12 protein-coding genes and 1 pseudogene are annotated in these 14,190 nt (G+C 41.0%); 6 read left to right on the top strand and 7 right to left on the bottom strand.

The genetic code is table 11. The features are described from left to right. Positions 1–883 precede the first annotated feature (883 nt). Together CLV95_RS00325 and CLV95_RS00330 are read right to left on the bottom strand one after the other, a co-directional pair. A complete protein-coding gene (locus tag CLV95_RS00325) occupies positions 884–1,999 on the bottom strand; it encodes a pyridoxal phosphate-dependent aminotransferase (RefSeq protein ID WP_002729279.1) in 1,116 nt (371 codons plus the stop codon). After that, positions 1,999–2,265 carry a hypothetical protein gene (locus tag CLV95_RS00330; protein ID WP_032853405.1) on the bottom strand — a complete coding sequence of 89 codons (267 nt, stop codon included), beginning with the start codon at positions 2,263–2,265 and terminating at the stop codon, positions 1,999–2,001. The genes CLV95_RS00325 and CLV95_RS00330 overlap by 1 nt, the downstream gene beginning before the upstream one ends. A gap of 190 nt (positions 2,266–2,455) precedes the next feature. On the opposite strand from CLV95_RS00330, the gene CLV95_RS00335 reads away from it, so the two are divergent. From CLV95_RS00335 to CLV95_RS00350, 4 genes are read left to right on the top strand one after another with little or no spacing between them, the layout of a single operon-like run. Beyond that, positions 2,456–4,219, top strand: coding sequence for a phospho-sugar mutase (locus CLV95_RS00335; RefSeq protein ID WP_002729304.1), 1,764 nt, complete (start codon positions 2,456–2,458; stop codon positions 4,217–4,219). Then, positions 4,216–5,436 carry an aspartate aminotransferase family protein gene (locus CLV95_RS00340; RefSeq protein WP_002731864.1) on the top strand — a complete coding sequence of 407 codons (1,221 nt, stop codon included), beginning with the start codon at positions 4,216–4,218 and terminating at the stop codon, positions 5,434–5,436. Before CLV95_RS00335 ends, CLV95_RS00340 begins: the two co-directional genes overlap by 4 nt. Positions 5,437–5,453: 17 nt before the next feature. Continuing rightward, on the top strand, positions 5,454–6,530 hold the full coding sequence (gene leuB / locus CLV95_RS00345) for a 3-isopropylmalate dehydrogenase (protein WP_002729313.1): 1,077 nt from the start codon (positions 5,454–5,456) through the stop codon (positions 6,528–6,530). 16 nt (positions 6,531–6,546) lie between these two features. Continuing rightward, the gene (locus tag CLV95_RS00350; protein WP_002729311.1) at positions 6,547–6,954 is read left to right on the top strand and encodes a response regulator; all 408 of its coding nucleotides are present in this window, start codon (positions 6,547–6,549) and stop codon (positions 6,952–6,954) included. Between the two features lie 2 nt (positions 6,955–6,956). On the opposite strand, the gene CLV95_RS00355 is transcribed toward CLV95_RS00350, so the two are convergent. After that, positions 6,957–7,658, bottom strand: coding sequence for a purine nucleoside phosphorylase YfiH/LACC1 family protein (locus CLV95_RS00355; protein ID WP_002731695.1), 702 nt, complete (start codon positions 7,656–7,658; stop codon positions 6,957–6,959). An 84-nt stretch (positions 7,659–7,742) separates the two neighbouring features. Between CLV95_RS00355 and CLV95_RS00360 the strand changes: the two genes are divergently transcribed. Together CLV95_RS00360 and mutS are read left to right on the top strand one after the other, a co-directional pair. After that, positions 7,743–8,393: a phosphoribosylanthranilate isomerase gene (locus CLV95_RS00360; RefSeq protein ID WP_016749694.1), complete on the top strand. Its 651-nt coding sequence runs from the start codon at positions 7,743–7,745 to the stop codon at positions 8,391–8,393. Next, positions 8,390–10,935 (top strand): annotated as a pseudogene (gene mutS / locus CLV95_RS00365) (DNA mismatch repair protein MutS). Before CLV95_RS00360 ends, mutS begins: the two are co-directional and overlap by 4 nt. Here the strand turns inward: mutS and serB are convergent. From serB to bioB, 4 genes are all read right to left on the bottom strand, one after another. After that, positions 10,918–11,799 carry a phosphoserine phosphatase SerB gene (serB, locus tag CLV95_RS00370; RefSeq protein WP_002731826.1) on the bottom strand — a complete coding sequence of 294 codons (882 nt, stop codon included), beginning with the start codon at positions 11,797–11,799 and terminating at the stop codon, positions 10,918–10,920. The pseudogene mutS and the gene serB sit on opposite strands and share 18 nt — an antisense overlap. A gap of 11 nt (positions 11,800–11,810) precedes the next feature. After that, the gene (locus CLV95_RS00375) at positions 11,811–12,554 is read right to left on the bottom strand and encodes a GDSL-type esterase/lipase family protein (RefSeq protein ID WP_002729321.1); all 744 of its coding nucleotides are present in this window, start codon (positions 12,552–12,554) and stop codon (positions 11,811–11,813) included. A 7-nt stretch (positions 12,555–12,561) separates the two neighbouring features. Beyond that, positions 12,562–12,738: a hypothetical protein gene (locus CLV95_RS18665; protein WP_000875511.1), complete on the bottom strand. Its 177-nt coding sequence runs from the start codon at positions 12,736–12,738 to the stop codon at positions 12,562–12,564. Positions 12,739–13,108: 370 nt separating this feature from the next. Further along, positions 13,109–14,173: a biotin synthase BioB gene (gene bioB / locus CLV95_RS00380; protein WP_002729323.1), complete on the bottom strand. Its 1,065-nt coding sequence runs from the start codon at positions 14,171–14,173 to the stop codon at positions 13,109–13,111. Between the last annotated feature and the right edge of the window lie 17 nt (positions 14,174–14,190).

A 14,190-nucleotide genomic window follows, 5' to 3' on the forward strand; every position in this document is an offset into this window, starting at 1 on the left:
AAGAGCGAGATAGTCGTAGCCAGCGGAGCGTTAGGCGAAGACTCTTAGCGCAGCTAAGAACCCGTCTTACAAAGCCTGAAAAAAAATATCTCTAAACAATCCGGTAAGTTTTTAAAAAACGTGGGAGTTCCCACATTCAGAGGACTTATCACAGTGTCGCGGCAATGCCGCTCCTACAGAAGACAATTTGTCGGACTTTAAGTTGGAAAATAACGATCCAGATCATCCCATAAGTTGAAAAGAATTTTGAAATAGTAAGAATTTAAACGCACATTTTTACAAGTGTTCCGACAAGAACGAGGCTTTTTACTTGCAAAAAGTATGATTTTCTGATAAAGAAAAACCACTGGAGTCTTCCCAACCACCTTACCCAAAGAAACTAAAGTGCAGAGCTTTCCTATCATAACGTTACCCACAAATTAAGAAGGCTTTTGGGATCATAAGGATCAAAAACTGATATTTTTCAAGTGTTCCGACAAGAATGAGGCTTTTTACTTGCAAGAAGTATGATTTTGTGGTAAAGAAAACCTCCCGAGTCTTCCCACCGCCTCTCCCCTCCACCCAAAATCAGGGTGGGGCGTAAGTTTCACAGAGGATTTGTAGTAATTCCGACAGATTTATCTTCAGATCCAAGTATTTGTGGGTAAGGTTATGGCTTTCCTATGGGTCGCTCTGCAGGGGCGAGGTTGTTTCACGGAGGATTGTCGGAAAAGATCGAAGTAATTGTGGAGATAAAAAACGTCATGCTTCAAGTTCAGAGAGCGAGGTTTTCAAACTAAAGTTCTGCTTGCTGTGGATCGCAATATAATAATTGCTTTCGCATTTGTTAACTCACGCTATTTTTAGATCTTTCTGCCGTCAAAATAATGAATATTGCCATTCGTCACAAGTTTAAATTCTCCCACCTTTTTATTCCGGCTTGAAATCGTTCGGGAGTTTCTCCGAAGCCGATTCGAATCCAACCTTCACACTCAAAATCCCGCCCCGGAAGTACAAAAACCCCGCATCGATTCAACAAAAGATCTGCATAACGAGAAGAATCGATTCCTTCTTTTAATTTAACAAAAGAAACGACTCCTCCCCCGGGTTTTATAAAATTTTCCAAACCTGGAAGTTCTTTCCAATAACTTTCAAAAAATTGAATATTCTTTAAAATAGATATTTTGATCGGGGCTATTAAACGTTCTCGATTTTGCAGAATGCGAAGAGTCAAAAATTCGGAAATAGGCGAAACGGTATGCGTCAAATAGTCTTTGAAAGATCTAGCCCTTTCAATCAGCTCTTTCGGTCCCGTCATCCATCCGATCCGAAGTCCCATCACTCCGAAACATTTCGTGATCGAACCGGTACTCACCGTATGCTCCGTAAGTCCTGCGCCGGTCCAACTGAGATCGTTCTGAAAATCCAAGAAGCGGTAGTGTTCGTCGAACAAGATCCAACCTTTATATTGAAAAGCCGCTTCTTGAATAGCCTTAATTGAATTTTTACCCAAGGATAATCCGCTAGGATTGTGAGGATGATTGAAAATTACGAGATCCTTTCCTCTTTCAAACAATTCATACACGGAACATTCCGACAAAAAGGAACTCGAGTTCTTTTCTAAATTCTGCAACAAGGGAATCGATTCGAGTACCGCACCGATCATCTTTGGTATTTCGTATAACGCTTGAAAGGCTGGATTCAAATAAGAAACGACGGAATCTTTTTTGCAAAGAAGGTGAAAAAGAATGTAAAGCGCTTCTCCGGTTCCCGTCGTAACTAATACCCGATCGGCATTTAAACCAGGATAAAGTTTTGCAATTTCTTCTCTTAAGACGAGATCGCCTCGATTGGGAGAGTCCTCTAAGGAAATAGAATTCAAAACCTCGGCGGAAAGATCCAAACTAGACAACAATTCACCAAGTGTGATATTTCGAATTCCACTTTCGCCTAGATTGCACAGAGAAATTTTTCTATATCTTTCAAGTCTTTCTTCGATCCAAAATTCCCGAGGTTCCATCAAGAGACAAGAGTAAGAATCGCCCCTCCTAAGAGAAATAGAATTGCAAAAAATCCAAAGGAAATCTGAACCCAAAAATGAATTCGCAAACTACGAAGACCAATCCGTAAAAAATCCAAGTCCTCTCCTTTTGTATCCGTGATTCTTTTAAAGGAAATCGCTGCGCTGTAACTCCAAATTCCCGTGAGCAAAAATAGAATTCCTGGCACAAGAAACAAAACGAGTTTGTCCATATCCCTCGAAACGAATGCGGAAAAGAAAGACACACCCGAAAGACAAAAAAAAGAGAAAGACGCAAGTTTCAAAACTCGACTCAACCTCAGAAATTCCCTGTTTTCATCCTGACCAAATTCATACGATTCCATACTTTAGGAATCGACCAAAATTAGGGTTGAACCTCAAAAGAAAGCCAATTTTTATGAATTTAATCCTCTTAAAAAATTAAATCGGAACCCTATGAATCATCCCGAATCCTTTATCCATTCCTGGACACAAGAGCCTTTCCCAAGTACGGTCCGTGAAGAAGCGAATCGAATACTTGAAAAATTTTCCAAGGGAGAATCCGGACCTGACGTGGAAGCTTTTTCGATTCCCCTTGAATTCGGAACCGGCGGAATGCGAGGAAAACTCGGAAACGGAATCGGAAGAATGAACGAATTTACCGTAGGTCGCGCCGCACTTGGATTCATAAGCTATCTATCCAAAAAAAACAAAAAGGCTTCCATTGTAATCGCCTACGATTCCAGAAGGAAGTCTAAAGAATTTGCGGAAGTCACAGCAGGAATTGCGGCATCTCTCGGAGTTAAAGTGATTTTATTCCAAGAAGTAACACCCACACCTCTTCTTTCTTACGCAATTCGTTACTACAAAGCGACGGGAGGAGTCGTCATCACCGCTTCTCACAATCCTCCCGAATATAACGGTTTTAAGGCGTATCTTTCCGACGGAGGACAACTCGTCCCCCCGGATGATCAAAAAATCATTTCGAAAATAGAGTCAATCCGGGACTGGAATACCATTTCTCTTCTTTCTCCCAAAGATCCTATTTATAAAAAGATGGTAAAACCCGCCGGAAAAGATTGTTTTTCTTCCTACAAAAAAGAACTTTCTAAAGCGGGAATTCTTTCCGTCACTCTAAAACCAAAAGACAGGGCTGCGATGAAAATCGTCTATTCTCCGTTACATGGAACAGGCGCCAAAAGTATGAAAGACCTCTTAAACGGATTCGGATACAAAAATGTATTTCTGGTTCCAGAACAAAAAGATCCGAATGGAGAATTCCCCACCGTAAAATATCCGAATCCGGAAGAACCGGAAGCAATGGAACTTTCCAAAAAATTTGCGATTCAAAAAAACGCTCACGCTTTTATCGCAACCGACCCGGACGCGGATAGGCTCGGGATCGGAGTCAAAAATGTCCAAGGAGAATATGTTTTATTAAACGGAAATCAGATCGGTTCTATCATGGCGGCTTATCTTTGCGAAAACTATGCAACGAGCAAAAAAAAGAAAAAAGCAATTCTCGTAAAAACGATCGTCACCACCGATCTCCAAGAAATCATCGCTAAAAAGAACAAGGTAAAGTATAAAAACGTTCTCACCGGATTTAAGTTCATCGCGCAAGTGATGGCAAAAATCGATAAGAATAAAACCGACTTTTTTTTGTTCGGAGGAGAAGAGTCCTTCGGTTATCTTCCCGTTTCTTTTGTGAGAGACAAAGATTCACTTTCTTCTGCGCTGTTACTTTTGGAAATTCTCACGGAAAAAAAAGATCTTTTAAACTACATGGATGAGATTTATCTCAAATACGGTCTCTTTCAAGAAAGTCTCAAATCACTTACGTTGGAAGGACGTGCAGGTAAAGAAAAAATCCGTAAATCCTTGGAATCTCTCCGAACCGCGGATCTGTTAGGAAAAAAAATTCATCAAAGAAAGATCATCGGGATTTTAGATTATAAAACTCGAGCTGCAAAGGGAAATACATCGAAATCCGCATTTTCGGGTTGTCCTTTTTCGGACGTGATTCAAGTCATTTTGGAAGGAAATGCAAAACTTACGATCCGCCCCTCCGGCACGGAACCGAAAATTAAAATCTATTCTTCCTTTCAAAGCTTAAAAGCTCCTAATTCCAAAGGAGAAATTCCAATCCTCATGAAAGATCTCCTTTCCGAAATCAAAGTATCCGAGGAAATATTTTTACGACTGGCGGAACTCTCATGAACGACACAGACATCCACAAAGAACTTTTCCAACATACTAAGGAATTAGCGGATCATTATCTACTCAATACGTATTCAAGATACGACGTAGCGTTTCGTTACGGAGTCAACGAACTTCTATTCGATTTTGATAATAAACAGTATATTGATTTTCACTGTGGAGTTGCAGTTACAAATCTAGGACACGCGGACCCAGATATCATCGAAACTGTTCGCTCTCAAGCGGATAAACTCTTTCACACCTCCAATCTTTTTTACTCTGAAGAAGCGGCAAAACTCGCAGAACTTCTGATCTTAAATTCTTTTCCGGGAAAAGTGTTTTTAACCAATTCCGGAACCGAAGCCATAGAAGGAGCATTTAAACTCGCGAGAAAATATGCATATTCGAAAAGTATCATGGACCCGATTATCCTTTCCTTAGAAAAAAGTTTTCATGGAAGATCCGTTTCCGGTATGAGTTTAACCGGACAAGATAAAATCAGAAAAGGTTACGGAGAACTTCTAAAAGGAATCGAGTTCATAGAACCGAACAACGACGAAGCCCTTGTCGCAGCTTTCGAAAGACACCAGGGAAGAATCATCGCATTGATCGAAGAACCGATCTTAGGTGAAAGCGGAATCATTCCCTTATCGAAGAGCTTTCTCACACTTTCCAGAGAACTGACCGAAGAAAACGACGCGCTTCTTATCTTCGACGAAATCCAAACCGGAATGGGGAGAACAGGAACATTATTCGCTTTTGAAACGATGGGATTTGCGCCCGATGCGATGACACTTGCCAAAGGACTCGGATCCGGTTTTCCAATCGGCGCCCTAATCGTGGGAGAAAAATACCAGAATCTTTTTACGCCAGGATCCCACGGCTCCACATTCGGAGGAAATCATCTTGCGGCAGCAATCGCTTACGAAACGATTCGAATCATTCAAACCAGAGAAATTTTAAACAACGTAAATCTTTGTTCCGATATAGCTTTTACGAGACTGAGAGAAATGCAGGAAAAATATCCGGTGATCTCCGAAGTCAGAGGGAAAGGACTTCATATCGGAGTCGAATTGAAAACTCCTTCCAGACCGGTGGTAGAGGCTTGTTTGTCTGCGGGGCTCATAATAAACGCAACGGCGGATAACGTGATTCGAATCATGCCCCCACTTACGATTTCCACAGACTTTTTAAATCAGGGATTGGACATTTTAGAATCCGTACTCAAACAAAATTAAAAGGATCCCAAAAAAGAATGAAGAATGTAGCAGTACTTTCCGGAGACGGAATCGGGCCGGAAGTCATGGAAGTAGCCCTCTCCGTTTTGAAAAAGGCTCTCAGTGCAAAAGCTTCCGAATTTTATTTTAAAGAAGGTTTAGTGGGCGGAATTGCAATCGATAAAACTGGACATCCCCTTCCTCCGGAAACTCTCAAACTCTGCGAAGAATCCTCTGCGATTCTTTTCGGAAGTGTAGGAGGACCGAAATGGGAAACTCTCCCTCCGGAAAAACAACCGGAACGAGGAGCGCTTCTACCTCTCCGAAAACATTTCGACTTATTTGCAAATCTCAGACCGGCAATCATTTATCCCGAACTCAAAAATGCTTCTCCTGTTCGAGCCGACATTATCGGAAACGGGCTGGATATTCTGATCCTAAGGGAATTGACCGGAGGAATTTATTTTGGTCAACCGAAAGGAAGGGAAGGCGTCGGCCAGGAAGAGTTCGCTTATGACACGATGAAATATTCTAGAAAAGAAATAGAAAGAATTACCAGAGTCGCATTCCAAGCGGCGAGGAAAAGAAACAACAAAGTCACGAGCATTGACAAAGCAAACGTCTTGACGACTTCCGTTTTTTGGAAAGAAGTTGTAATCGATTTGCATAAGAAAGAATTTTCTGACGTCCAATTGAATCATCTTTATGTGGACAATGCCGCGATGCAGCTCATCGTAAATCCGAAACAATTCGACGTGGTTCTTTGTGAGAATATGTTCGGGGACATACTTTCGGACGAAGCTTCCATCATTACCGGCTCGATCGGGATGCTTCCATCGGCTTCTCTTTCGGAATCAGGATTCGGTTTGTATGAACCTTCTGGCGGTTCCGCTCCGGACATCGCAGGAAAAGGTGTAGCCAATCCGATCGCTCAAGTCCTCAGCGCCGCGCTGATGTTACGGTATTCTTTCTCCATGGAAGAAGAAGCGACCAAAATAGAAGCCGCAGTCCGAAAAACGATCGCCTCCGGAAAAAGAACCAGAGACATCGCGGAAGCGGATTCTACAGTTGTCGGAACAAAAGAAATCGGTCAAGTAATCGAATCCTTTCTTTAAAAAGAGGTAAATATAAATGAAAGCAGGTGTAGCTCCCAACGGAAGACCATATCAGGTACTGATTGCCGAAAACTCCAGATTTCAAGCCAAACAGTTGGCTCAGATTTTGGAATCGGAGGGGTATCAGGTGATCGGATTTGCGGAAAACGGAAAGGAACTCGTAAAACTTTACGACGAGCACAGACGTATCGATCTGATCACTCTTGATCTCAATCTACCGGTGATGGACGGATATGCAACCTTCTTTGAGATTAAGGAAAGAGGGGTTCTTCCAAGAATCGTAATCGTTTCCGAAGAAAATACTCCCGCCGTGCTGAAAAATCTGATCGACGAAGGTGCAATGGATTACATTCCAAAACCTGTAAAACGCGAGAAAGTATTGGAAAAAATCAACGCAGCGGTCAAAAAAGTCCCCAAGGTTTAGGTTTAACCCTCTCTCCAAATCAGATTCAGATTTCTTCCGACGTCTTTTCTTCGATGACTGAAGAAGTCTGATCCCTCTTTCATCGTACAGATCTTTTCAGATCGAAGCAAAACTTGAATTCCATTTTTCTCCAAACGAAATTTCAGAAAGGATTCCAAATCAAGCAGAGTTTTATCTGCTCCTTTTTGTTTCAAACAATCCGGAAATTCCTTTCGAAACAAGTGAGCCACATCCTCGCCTACTTCATATCTCAATCCGCTCGCGTAAGGTCCGAGATAACCAAAAAGCGCTCCATTCGTAAGGATCGATTCATCAAACGCGAGCCGCAAGGTTTTCTCCGCAATTCCGGATAATGTTCCTTTCCAGCCGGAATGGACCGCGACAAACTTGGGGCTTTTTTCCGACCAAAAAAACAAAGGCATACAATCCGCCGTCTTGATACAGAGAACTTTATCGGATTCTTCTCCGACAAAAGCATCTCCTTTTGGAAAAGAAAAAGATCCCATGGTTGCAAGATCGATAATCTCGTCTCCGTGAATCTGGTTTAAAATATAAACATTCGATTCAGGGATTTCGGTAAGTCTTGAAATTTCCTTTCTTTGGGTCCGGACATCCAAAGAGGCAGAAGGAAGTTCCTTCTTACCCGCGATTAAAATTTTAATCTTTTTTCCTTCCGAGAGAGAAAAGGAATGAAATAAGGCCATCAAATCCGAAAGTATCTTTCCTGCAGAAACTGACCAGTGTTAAAGTACGTGATCTCAAGAAACCCTTCGGGAAGACTGGAAACCATGAACGAGAATACTTTCGAAAAGACAAAGATTAAAATCTGCGGAATTCGAGACCTCGAAATCGCAAAAATCTGCCGGGAAGAAGGAGCCGATTATATCGGACTGAATTTTGTTCCTTTCAGCCCCAGAAAGATCTCGCTTAAAGATGCTCAAAAGATAGTGGAATTTTACAGAGACACAAAAAATTCCCCCGAAATCGTATTGCTGTTCTATCAAAATTCGCCCGAAGAAATCCGAACGGTCACTTCCTCTTTATACCACGATCTTATTCAATGGGTTTGGGACGATCCGAAACTCACTTTCGTAGATCGGAAAAATCTTCTCGGAAAACGCCAGATTTGTTCTTATAGAGTCCACTCCCCCATTCACAACGAGGATCTCAAAAACATCCCCAGTGAACTTCTAATCTTGGATAGTTATTCCAAAGACGTCGGCGGGGGAACCGGAGAAACTTTCAACTGGAACTTCATTTCACGGATTGAAAGAAAGTTTCTTTTGGCCGGGGGACTTAATTCGTCTAACGTCTCAAATGCGATTCGAACCGTAAAGCCGTACGGCGTAGACGTTGCAAGCGGAGTCGAGTCCTCTCCCGGAATCAAAGATTCACAAAAAGTAATTCAATTTATCAGGAACGTAAGGTTGGGCTTATGAATTTAGAAATTACAGGAACATCCGCAGAGTACTGGAGCGATCTGGCAGAAGCGCTTAATACTCCAATGATGAAACAGTTTCTAACGATCAAAAAGGATTTTCCGGACACGATCTTATTCTTTCGTATGGGCGATTTTTACGAAATGTTTTTGGAAGACGCTAAGATAGCCTCTTCCATTTTGGACATCGCTCTCACTAAAAGACAAAATGCGGTTCCTATGTGTGGGATTCCGTATCATTCCAAAGACAATTACATCTCTCGACTTTTGAACGCAGGAAAAAAGATCGCAATCTGCGAGCAATCCAAACCCGAAGAAGCCGGCTCCAAATTGATGACAAGAGACGTGGTACGAATCATCACCCCCGGAACCGTAATCGAGGAAAATCTTCTTACCGGATTTCAAAATAACTATCTTGCCGTTTTACATCTCAAAAAAAGCTTAATTTATTTTGCAATGGCGGATTTTTCCACAGGGGAATTGTTCTATTCTTCCACGCCTATTACCAGTTTAGAGAAGCTCGTTGCAGAACTTGAAAAATTCAGACCTTCCGAAATCTGCGTACCTCAATCCGAACTTTCTTTCTTTCAAGAATTGGAATATTTCAGAGATAAGGAATTCACAGTTTTAAAGGATCAACCCGAAATTCCGGAAAAAGATCAGTTTCAAATCCTCTCCCGATATTTGGACGAATACATCCGGGAAACGTATCGAGACAACAAACTCGTATTGAGAGAACCGAGAATTTTAAGTTCCGGGAAGTTCCTCGAGATGGATCGGGAAACGATTCTCAACCTCGAGCTCGTAGAGAACGACAAGGAAAAAAATCACACACTCTATTCTATATTCAATTTTTGCAATACTGCAAAGGGAAAAAGACTCCTCAAACAAAGAATTCTATTTCCGGAATGCGACCCTATGGTCCTTTATTCCCGTTGGGAAAAGCAGGATATTCTTTTCAAGATAGTTCTTGCGCCGTTTATTGCCGCGCTCCGAGACGTAGGAGATATAGAAAGGATTCTCACTCGTTTCCGAGGAAATCACTCCTATCCGAGAGATTTTCGTTCCATCCTTAATTCTATTTCCACAGGAATCAAACTCAAAAAGGAACTAGAAGCCCTATCTTATCCGTTTCTCATTCCTTTGGAAGAATTAAAGGTTCTTTCCGAATTCATCGAAGAACGTTTACATCCGGGGGATGATCTGCCAGTAATTTTAGGAAACGGTCCTTTTTTAAAGACCGGATTCTCCACACGACTGGATAAAGCGAGAGAAGCGGGTTTTAAAGGTAAGGATTGGATCCTAAGCTTAGAAGCAGAAGAGAAAAAAAGGACGAACCTAAATACATTAAAGATTCGTTATAATAAGATCGTAGGTTATTTTATTGAAATTTCCAGAGCCCAAGCAGAACAAGCTCCGAAAGACTATCTTAAAAAACAGACTCTTGTGGGAAGCGAACGTTTTACTACTCCCAAATTGGAGGAGATAGAGCACACGATCTTGGAAGCGGACGAAATCATTCAAGAAATCGAAAGAGCGGAATTCAATCGTATGGTGGAAGAAGTTTTGAAATATTCTTCCGCGCTTCTTTCTTTTTCGGAAGAAATCGGGGACCTTGATTTTCAAATTTCGGTTTTAATTGCGAAAGACAAGTTCGGTTGGATTCGCCCCGAACTTTCCAAAGATCGTTCTCTGAATTTGGTGGACTCCAGACATCCGGTCGTGGAAGCAACTCTTCCCCCGGTCAAGAATTTGTTCCAAACTCTGTCTATTTAGATACGCAAAATCAAGCAATCGCCGTTTTGACAGGACCGAACATGGCCGGTAAATCTACGTTCATGAGACAAATCGCTCTCAATCAGATTTTGTTTCAGATGGGAGCTTTTGTTCCCGCAAAATCAGCGAGACTTCCAATTGTGGATAAACTTTTCACTCGAATCGGAGCGGGAGACAATCTTACTGCAGGAGAGTCCACATTTTACGTCGAGATGAAAGAAACTGCAAATATCCTCAACCACTACACGGAAGACTCTTTGATCCTTTTCGACGAGGTAGGACGTGGAACCTCCACTTATGATGGAATGAGTATCGCCTGGTCGATCTTGGAATATCTTTCCTCTTTGTCCGTAAAACCCAAAACAATCTTTGCAACTCATTACCATGAGCTTACGGAGCTTTCCCGTCTGAGTGGAATTTTTAATCTATATCTGGAAACTTTGGAAAAAGAAGACAAGGTCCTATTTTTACGAAAGGTAAAAGTCGGTAAGGCGAAAAAATCTTTCGGAATCTACGTGGCAAAAATCGCGGGAATTCCGGAACCAATCGTTAAAAGAGCGGCAGAGCTTCTGATCGATCTGGAATCCAAAAAGAAAGAAATTCGAATCCAAGAAGCCCAACCTACTTTATTTATCGAACCGGAACCCAAAAATCTCCCGTCTGAAACGGAAGAATCCATTCTAAAATTGAAATTGGAAGAAATGACTCCAATGGAAGCCTTAAAAAAACTAGAGGATTTTCAAAAAAAATTAAGAAAACAAAAATAGAAGAACATCTAACGGAGCAAAATCCACCCAATTGACGATGAGTTTTTTCAAACCCTCTTTTGCATGAAACCCGATTCCAATCCCCGCTTCGTTTAACATCAATGCATCGTTTGCTCCGTCTCCGACAGCAACCACTTGAGATCTGGAAATTCCCTCCCGATCCCGAATCATCTTTAAATATTCAAACTTTTTATTTTTATCAACGATATCACCGACCACATTCCCCGAAAATTGACCGTTTTGTCTTTCTAAAACGTTCGCGTGAATTTCATCGATTCCATACTGCTTCTGGAACATTTCCAAAATGTCTATAAAACCTCCCGAAAACACCGCGGTCTTACTATTTTTCTCTTTCAAACTTCTCAGAAGACTTTCGACCCCTGCATTCAATTTTAGTTTTGGATAAAGCTCCGTAAAAATGGAGGAGGAAAGCCCTTTTAAGTGAACACATCTTTTTTTAAGAGCCTCATGAAAGTCCAAATTTCCTTCCATTGCCTCCTTCGTGACAGAAGCGACTTCTTCGTAAACTCCCGTAAGCCTCGCTAACTCGTCGATGACTTCTTGCTGGATCAAAGTAGAGTCCATATCAAAAACGAAAAAACTTTTTTTCTTTGGATCTAAAAGATAATCTATCTGAAGAAGATCCGAATTTCTTTTTGCAAACATTGCTCTCAGTTCGATCAACTCCTGCAAATCCAAATTTCTGGAAATTTTCCATTCGATGCAGCTCCATTCTCCTCGAGTACGAACCGAGGCCGAAGAAAGTAAAAAAGTTTCTTCGGATTTGAGGGATACGAAATTTCCGATTCCCAGTAGAAGTTCTTTTCGAATTTCATAAGGTTTTTGAGTAAGAATGAGAAGCAAAGGGAAACCTTTTAGAGATAAGGTAAAAGGATCGGTTTTAATTTTTCAACCCAAACCTTGTATGCATTTTCGTTCAAGTGGATCTCGTCTCGTTCGAGCCAAAATTCCTGACGAAGGACAGAACGATCTTTTTCTCGGAACCATTGCCAGTTGTCTAAAAAAATTACATTTTTATAGGACTGAATGATGGAAATCCAAGCCAGATTGACCACGGGAGAAATATTATTTAAACTTCGAGCACGCACAGGAGGAATTCCCAGAATTATTATTTTTGTCTCAGGAAGAGATCGGGTAAGTTTATCCAAAATTTTAACCAAGTTATTTTCGATCAAATAGAGACATTTTCCCTGAATGAGATCGTTTCCACCAATTTCTAAAACAATTGCTTTCGGATTTAAAGAAATTACGTCCTCCTCCAATCTTTCCAGAAGAGTTTCCGTCATATCCCCGCCGATTCCTCGATTTACAGCGCCTGGAAATTCTTTTGTAAGAATTTCATTCGGAAATAGCTGAATCAGAGAGTTTCCTACAAAAACCGCACTTGCCGTTTTGATCTTCTGATTTTCTTCTCGATAAATACTTCTCATCTTGTGCCAAAGATTTCGATACTGTTCGAACTTTTCAGAGGAACGATATCCGATTCCCTCCCAACATTCGAAATTGGAACTGGTATAATCTGTGTATGATTTTTTAATCAGAACGGAGCAGGAAATAAAAAGAAAAAGCAAAGAAAGAATGGGAAGATACTTTGCCAAAGACCTATTATTGTTCCTGCGGTTCTTTCATATGAAAACGTTTGTGCCAATCCGCAATCTGTGCTTGCAGATAATCCTCTGAATCACAAATTCTGAATTCAATGGGATTATTGGAGGCGGTATCAATTAGCTTCGCTTCTATATAACCGTTTTTTAACTTATTGATTTCTATCTTATATTTCATCTATTAAACTCCAGTAATGCCAGATTCTTAGACCAATTCAGGCTTTCAATCGATTCTAAAAAACGAACGACTCTTTTTCAAATTCAAAAAGACTATCCCTGACATTTCCATATCGTTTTCAAATTTTTTCCAATCCAAAGTTCAAACGAAAAGCACATAACGTATCTCTCGTATAAAAATCGCATTTTTCCCTTTTTCGCTGAAACCTATTTTAAACCGAATTCTGATTCTCAAAATCCACTGGAAAATTTCAAATCCCGAATCGGCATATAACAATCTACATTGTTCTCAGACTCAATTTAATAAAAAAAAGTTGCCGGGAAAGCTTAAAAAATACTAAAAACAGCTTTTTTAAAGGATTTTTTAGACTTCAAGACTTCTTAAATTTGTAAAGTTCCGGGAAGTTTTTTTCCGAGTACAACATTTCCGTCCCAGATTCTTCCGGAAGAATTCCCCCATCTACAAGCTCCGGGACAAAACCCGCATCTCGAATCATCGTGACCGTCTCGACTATCTCTGAGCCCTTTACATTCAAATAACCGGAAGAAAATAAAGAATTAGCGGCAAACAAAGCCATTGCAGAAAGGCTTCTAAGATGCCCTTCCCTTCCCGCTGCAATTCTAATTTCCGAATCCGGATTCACTAAACGGAAAAGACAAAGTATTCTCACACAAAGTTCGGGAGTCAAAATGCCGGGATTTTTGATCGCGTGCCCTTTGACCGGAATGAAAAAATTCACCGGAATTGAAATCACTCGAAAAGACTTAAGTTCAAAAGCCACATCCACGATATCTTGGAACGATTCCCCCATTCCTACGATAACCCCGCTACACATTCCGATCCCTGCCTTAGAAACGGAATCCAAGGTTTGTGTTCTTTGTACGTAGGTATGAGTATCACAGATTTCAGGATAATGATTTTCAGAGGTATTGAGATTGTGATTGTAACGATCCAAACCGGCCGATTTTAAAACCTGCGCCTTTTCTTCATCTAACAGACCTGCAGAAAGACAAACTTTCATTCCAAGCTCGTTTGTAATCCTTCGAATTGTAGAAGCGAGTTTCTCAGTGGTAAGTCGGTTCGGGCCCGTCCCGGAAGTCACCATACAAAAACGATAGGCTCCGTTCTTTTTAGCCTGAACCGCGTCTTCGTAAATTTCGGCCTCGGACTTCATTGGATATTCTTTGATTCCCGAATTTGCATTCTTCCTTTGGGCGCAATAACCGCAATCTTCCGGACAATAACCGTTTTTGATGTTATCTAAAATATGAATCCTGACCTTATTGTAGAAGTATCGATTTCTTTCCTGAAACGCCTTGTCCAAACAAGCAGTCAATGGAATGGAACCGTTTAAAATTTCCAAGCCCTCTTGTTTGGTGATTACGCTTGAAATTTCGGAGAATATTTTTTCGGCTGTTTTAAGTGTTGCGTACATCTTTTCAGACAGATTGA

This window comes from Leptospira borgpetersenii serovar Javanica, assembly GCF_003046425.1.
Classification (GTDB): Bacteria; Spirochaetota; Leptospiria; order Leptospirales; family Leptospiraceae; genus Leptospira; species Leptospira borgpetersenii.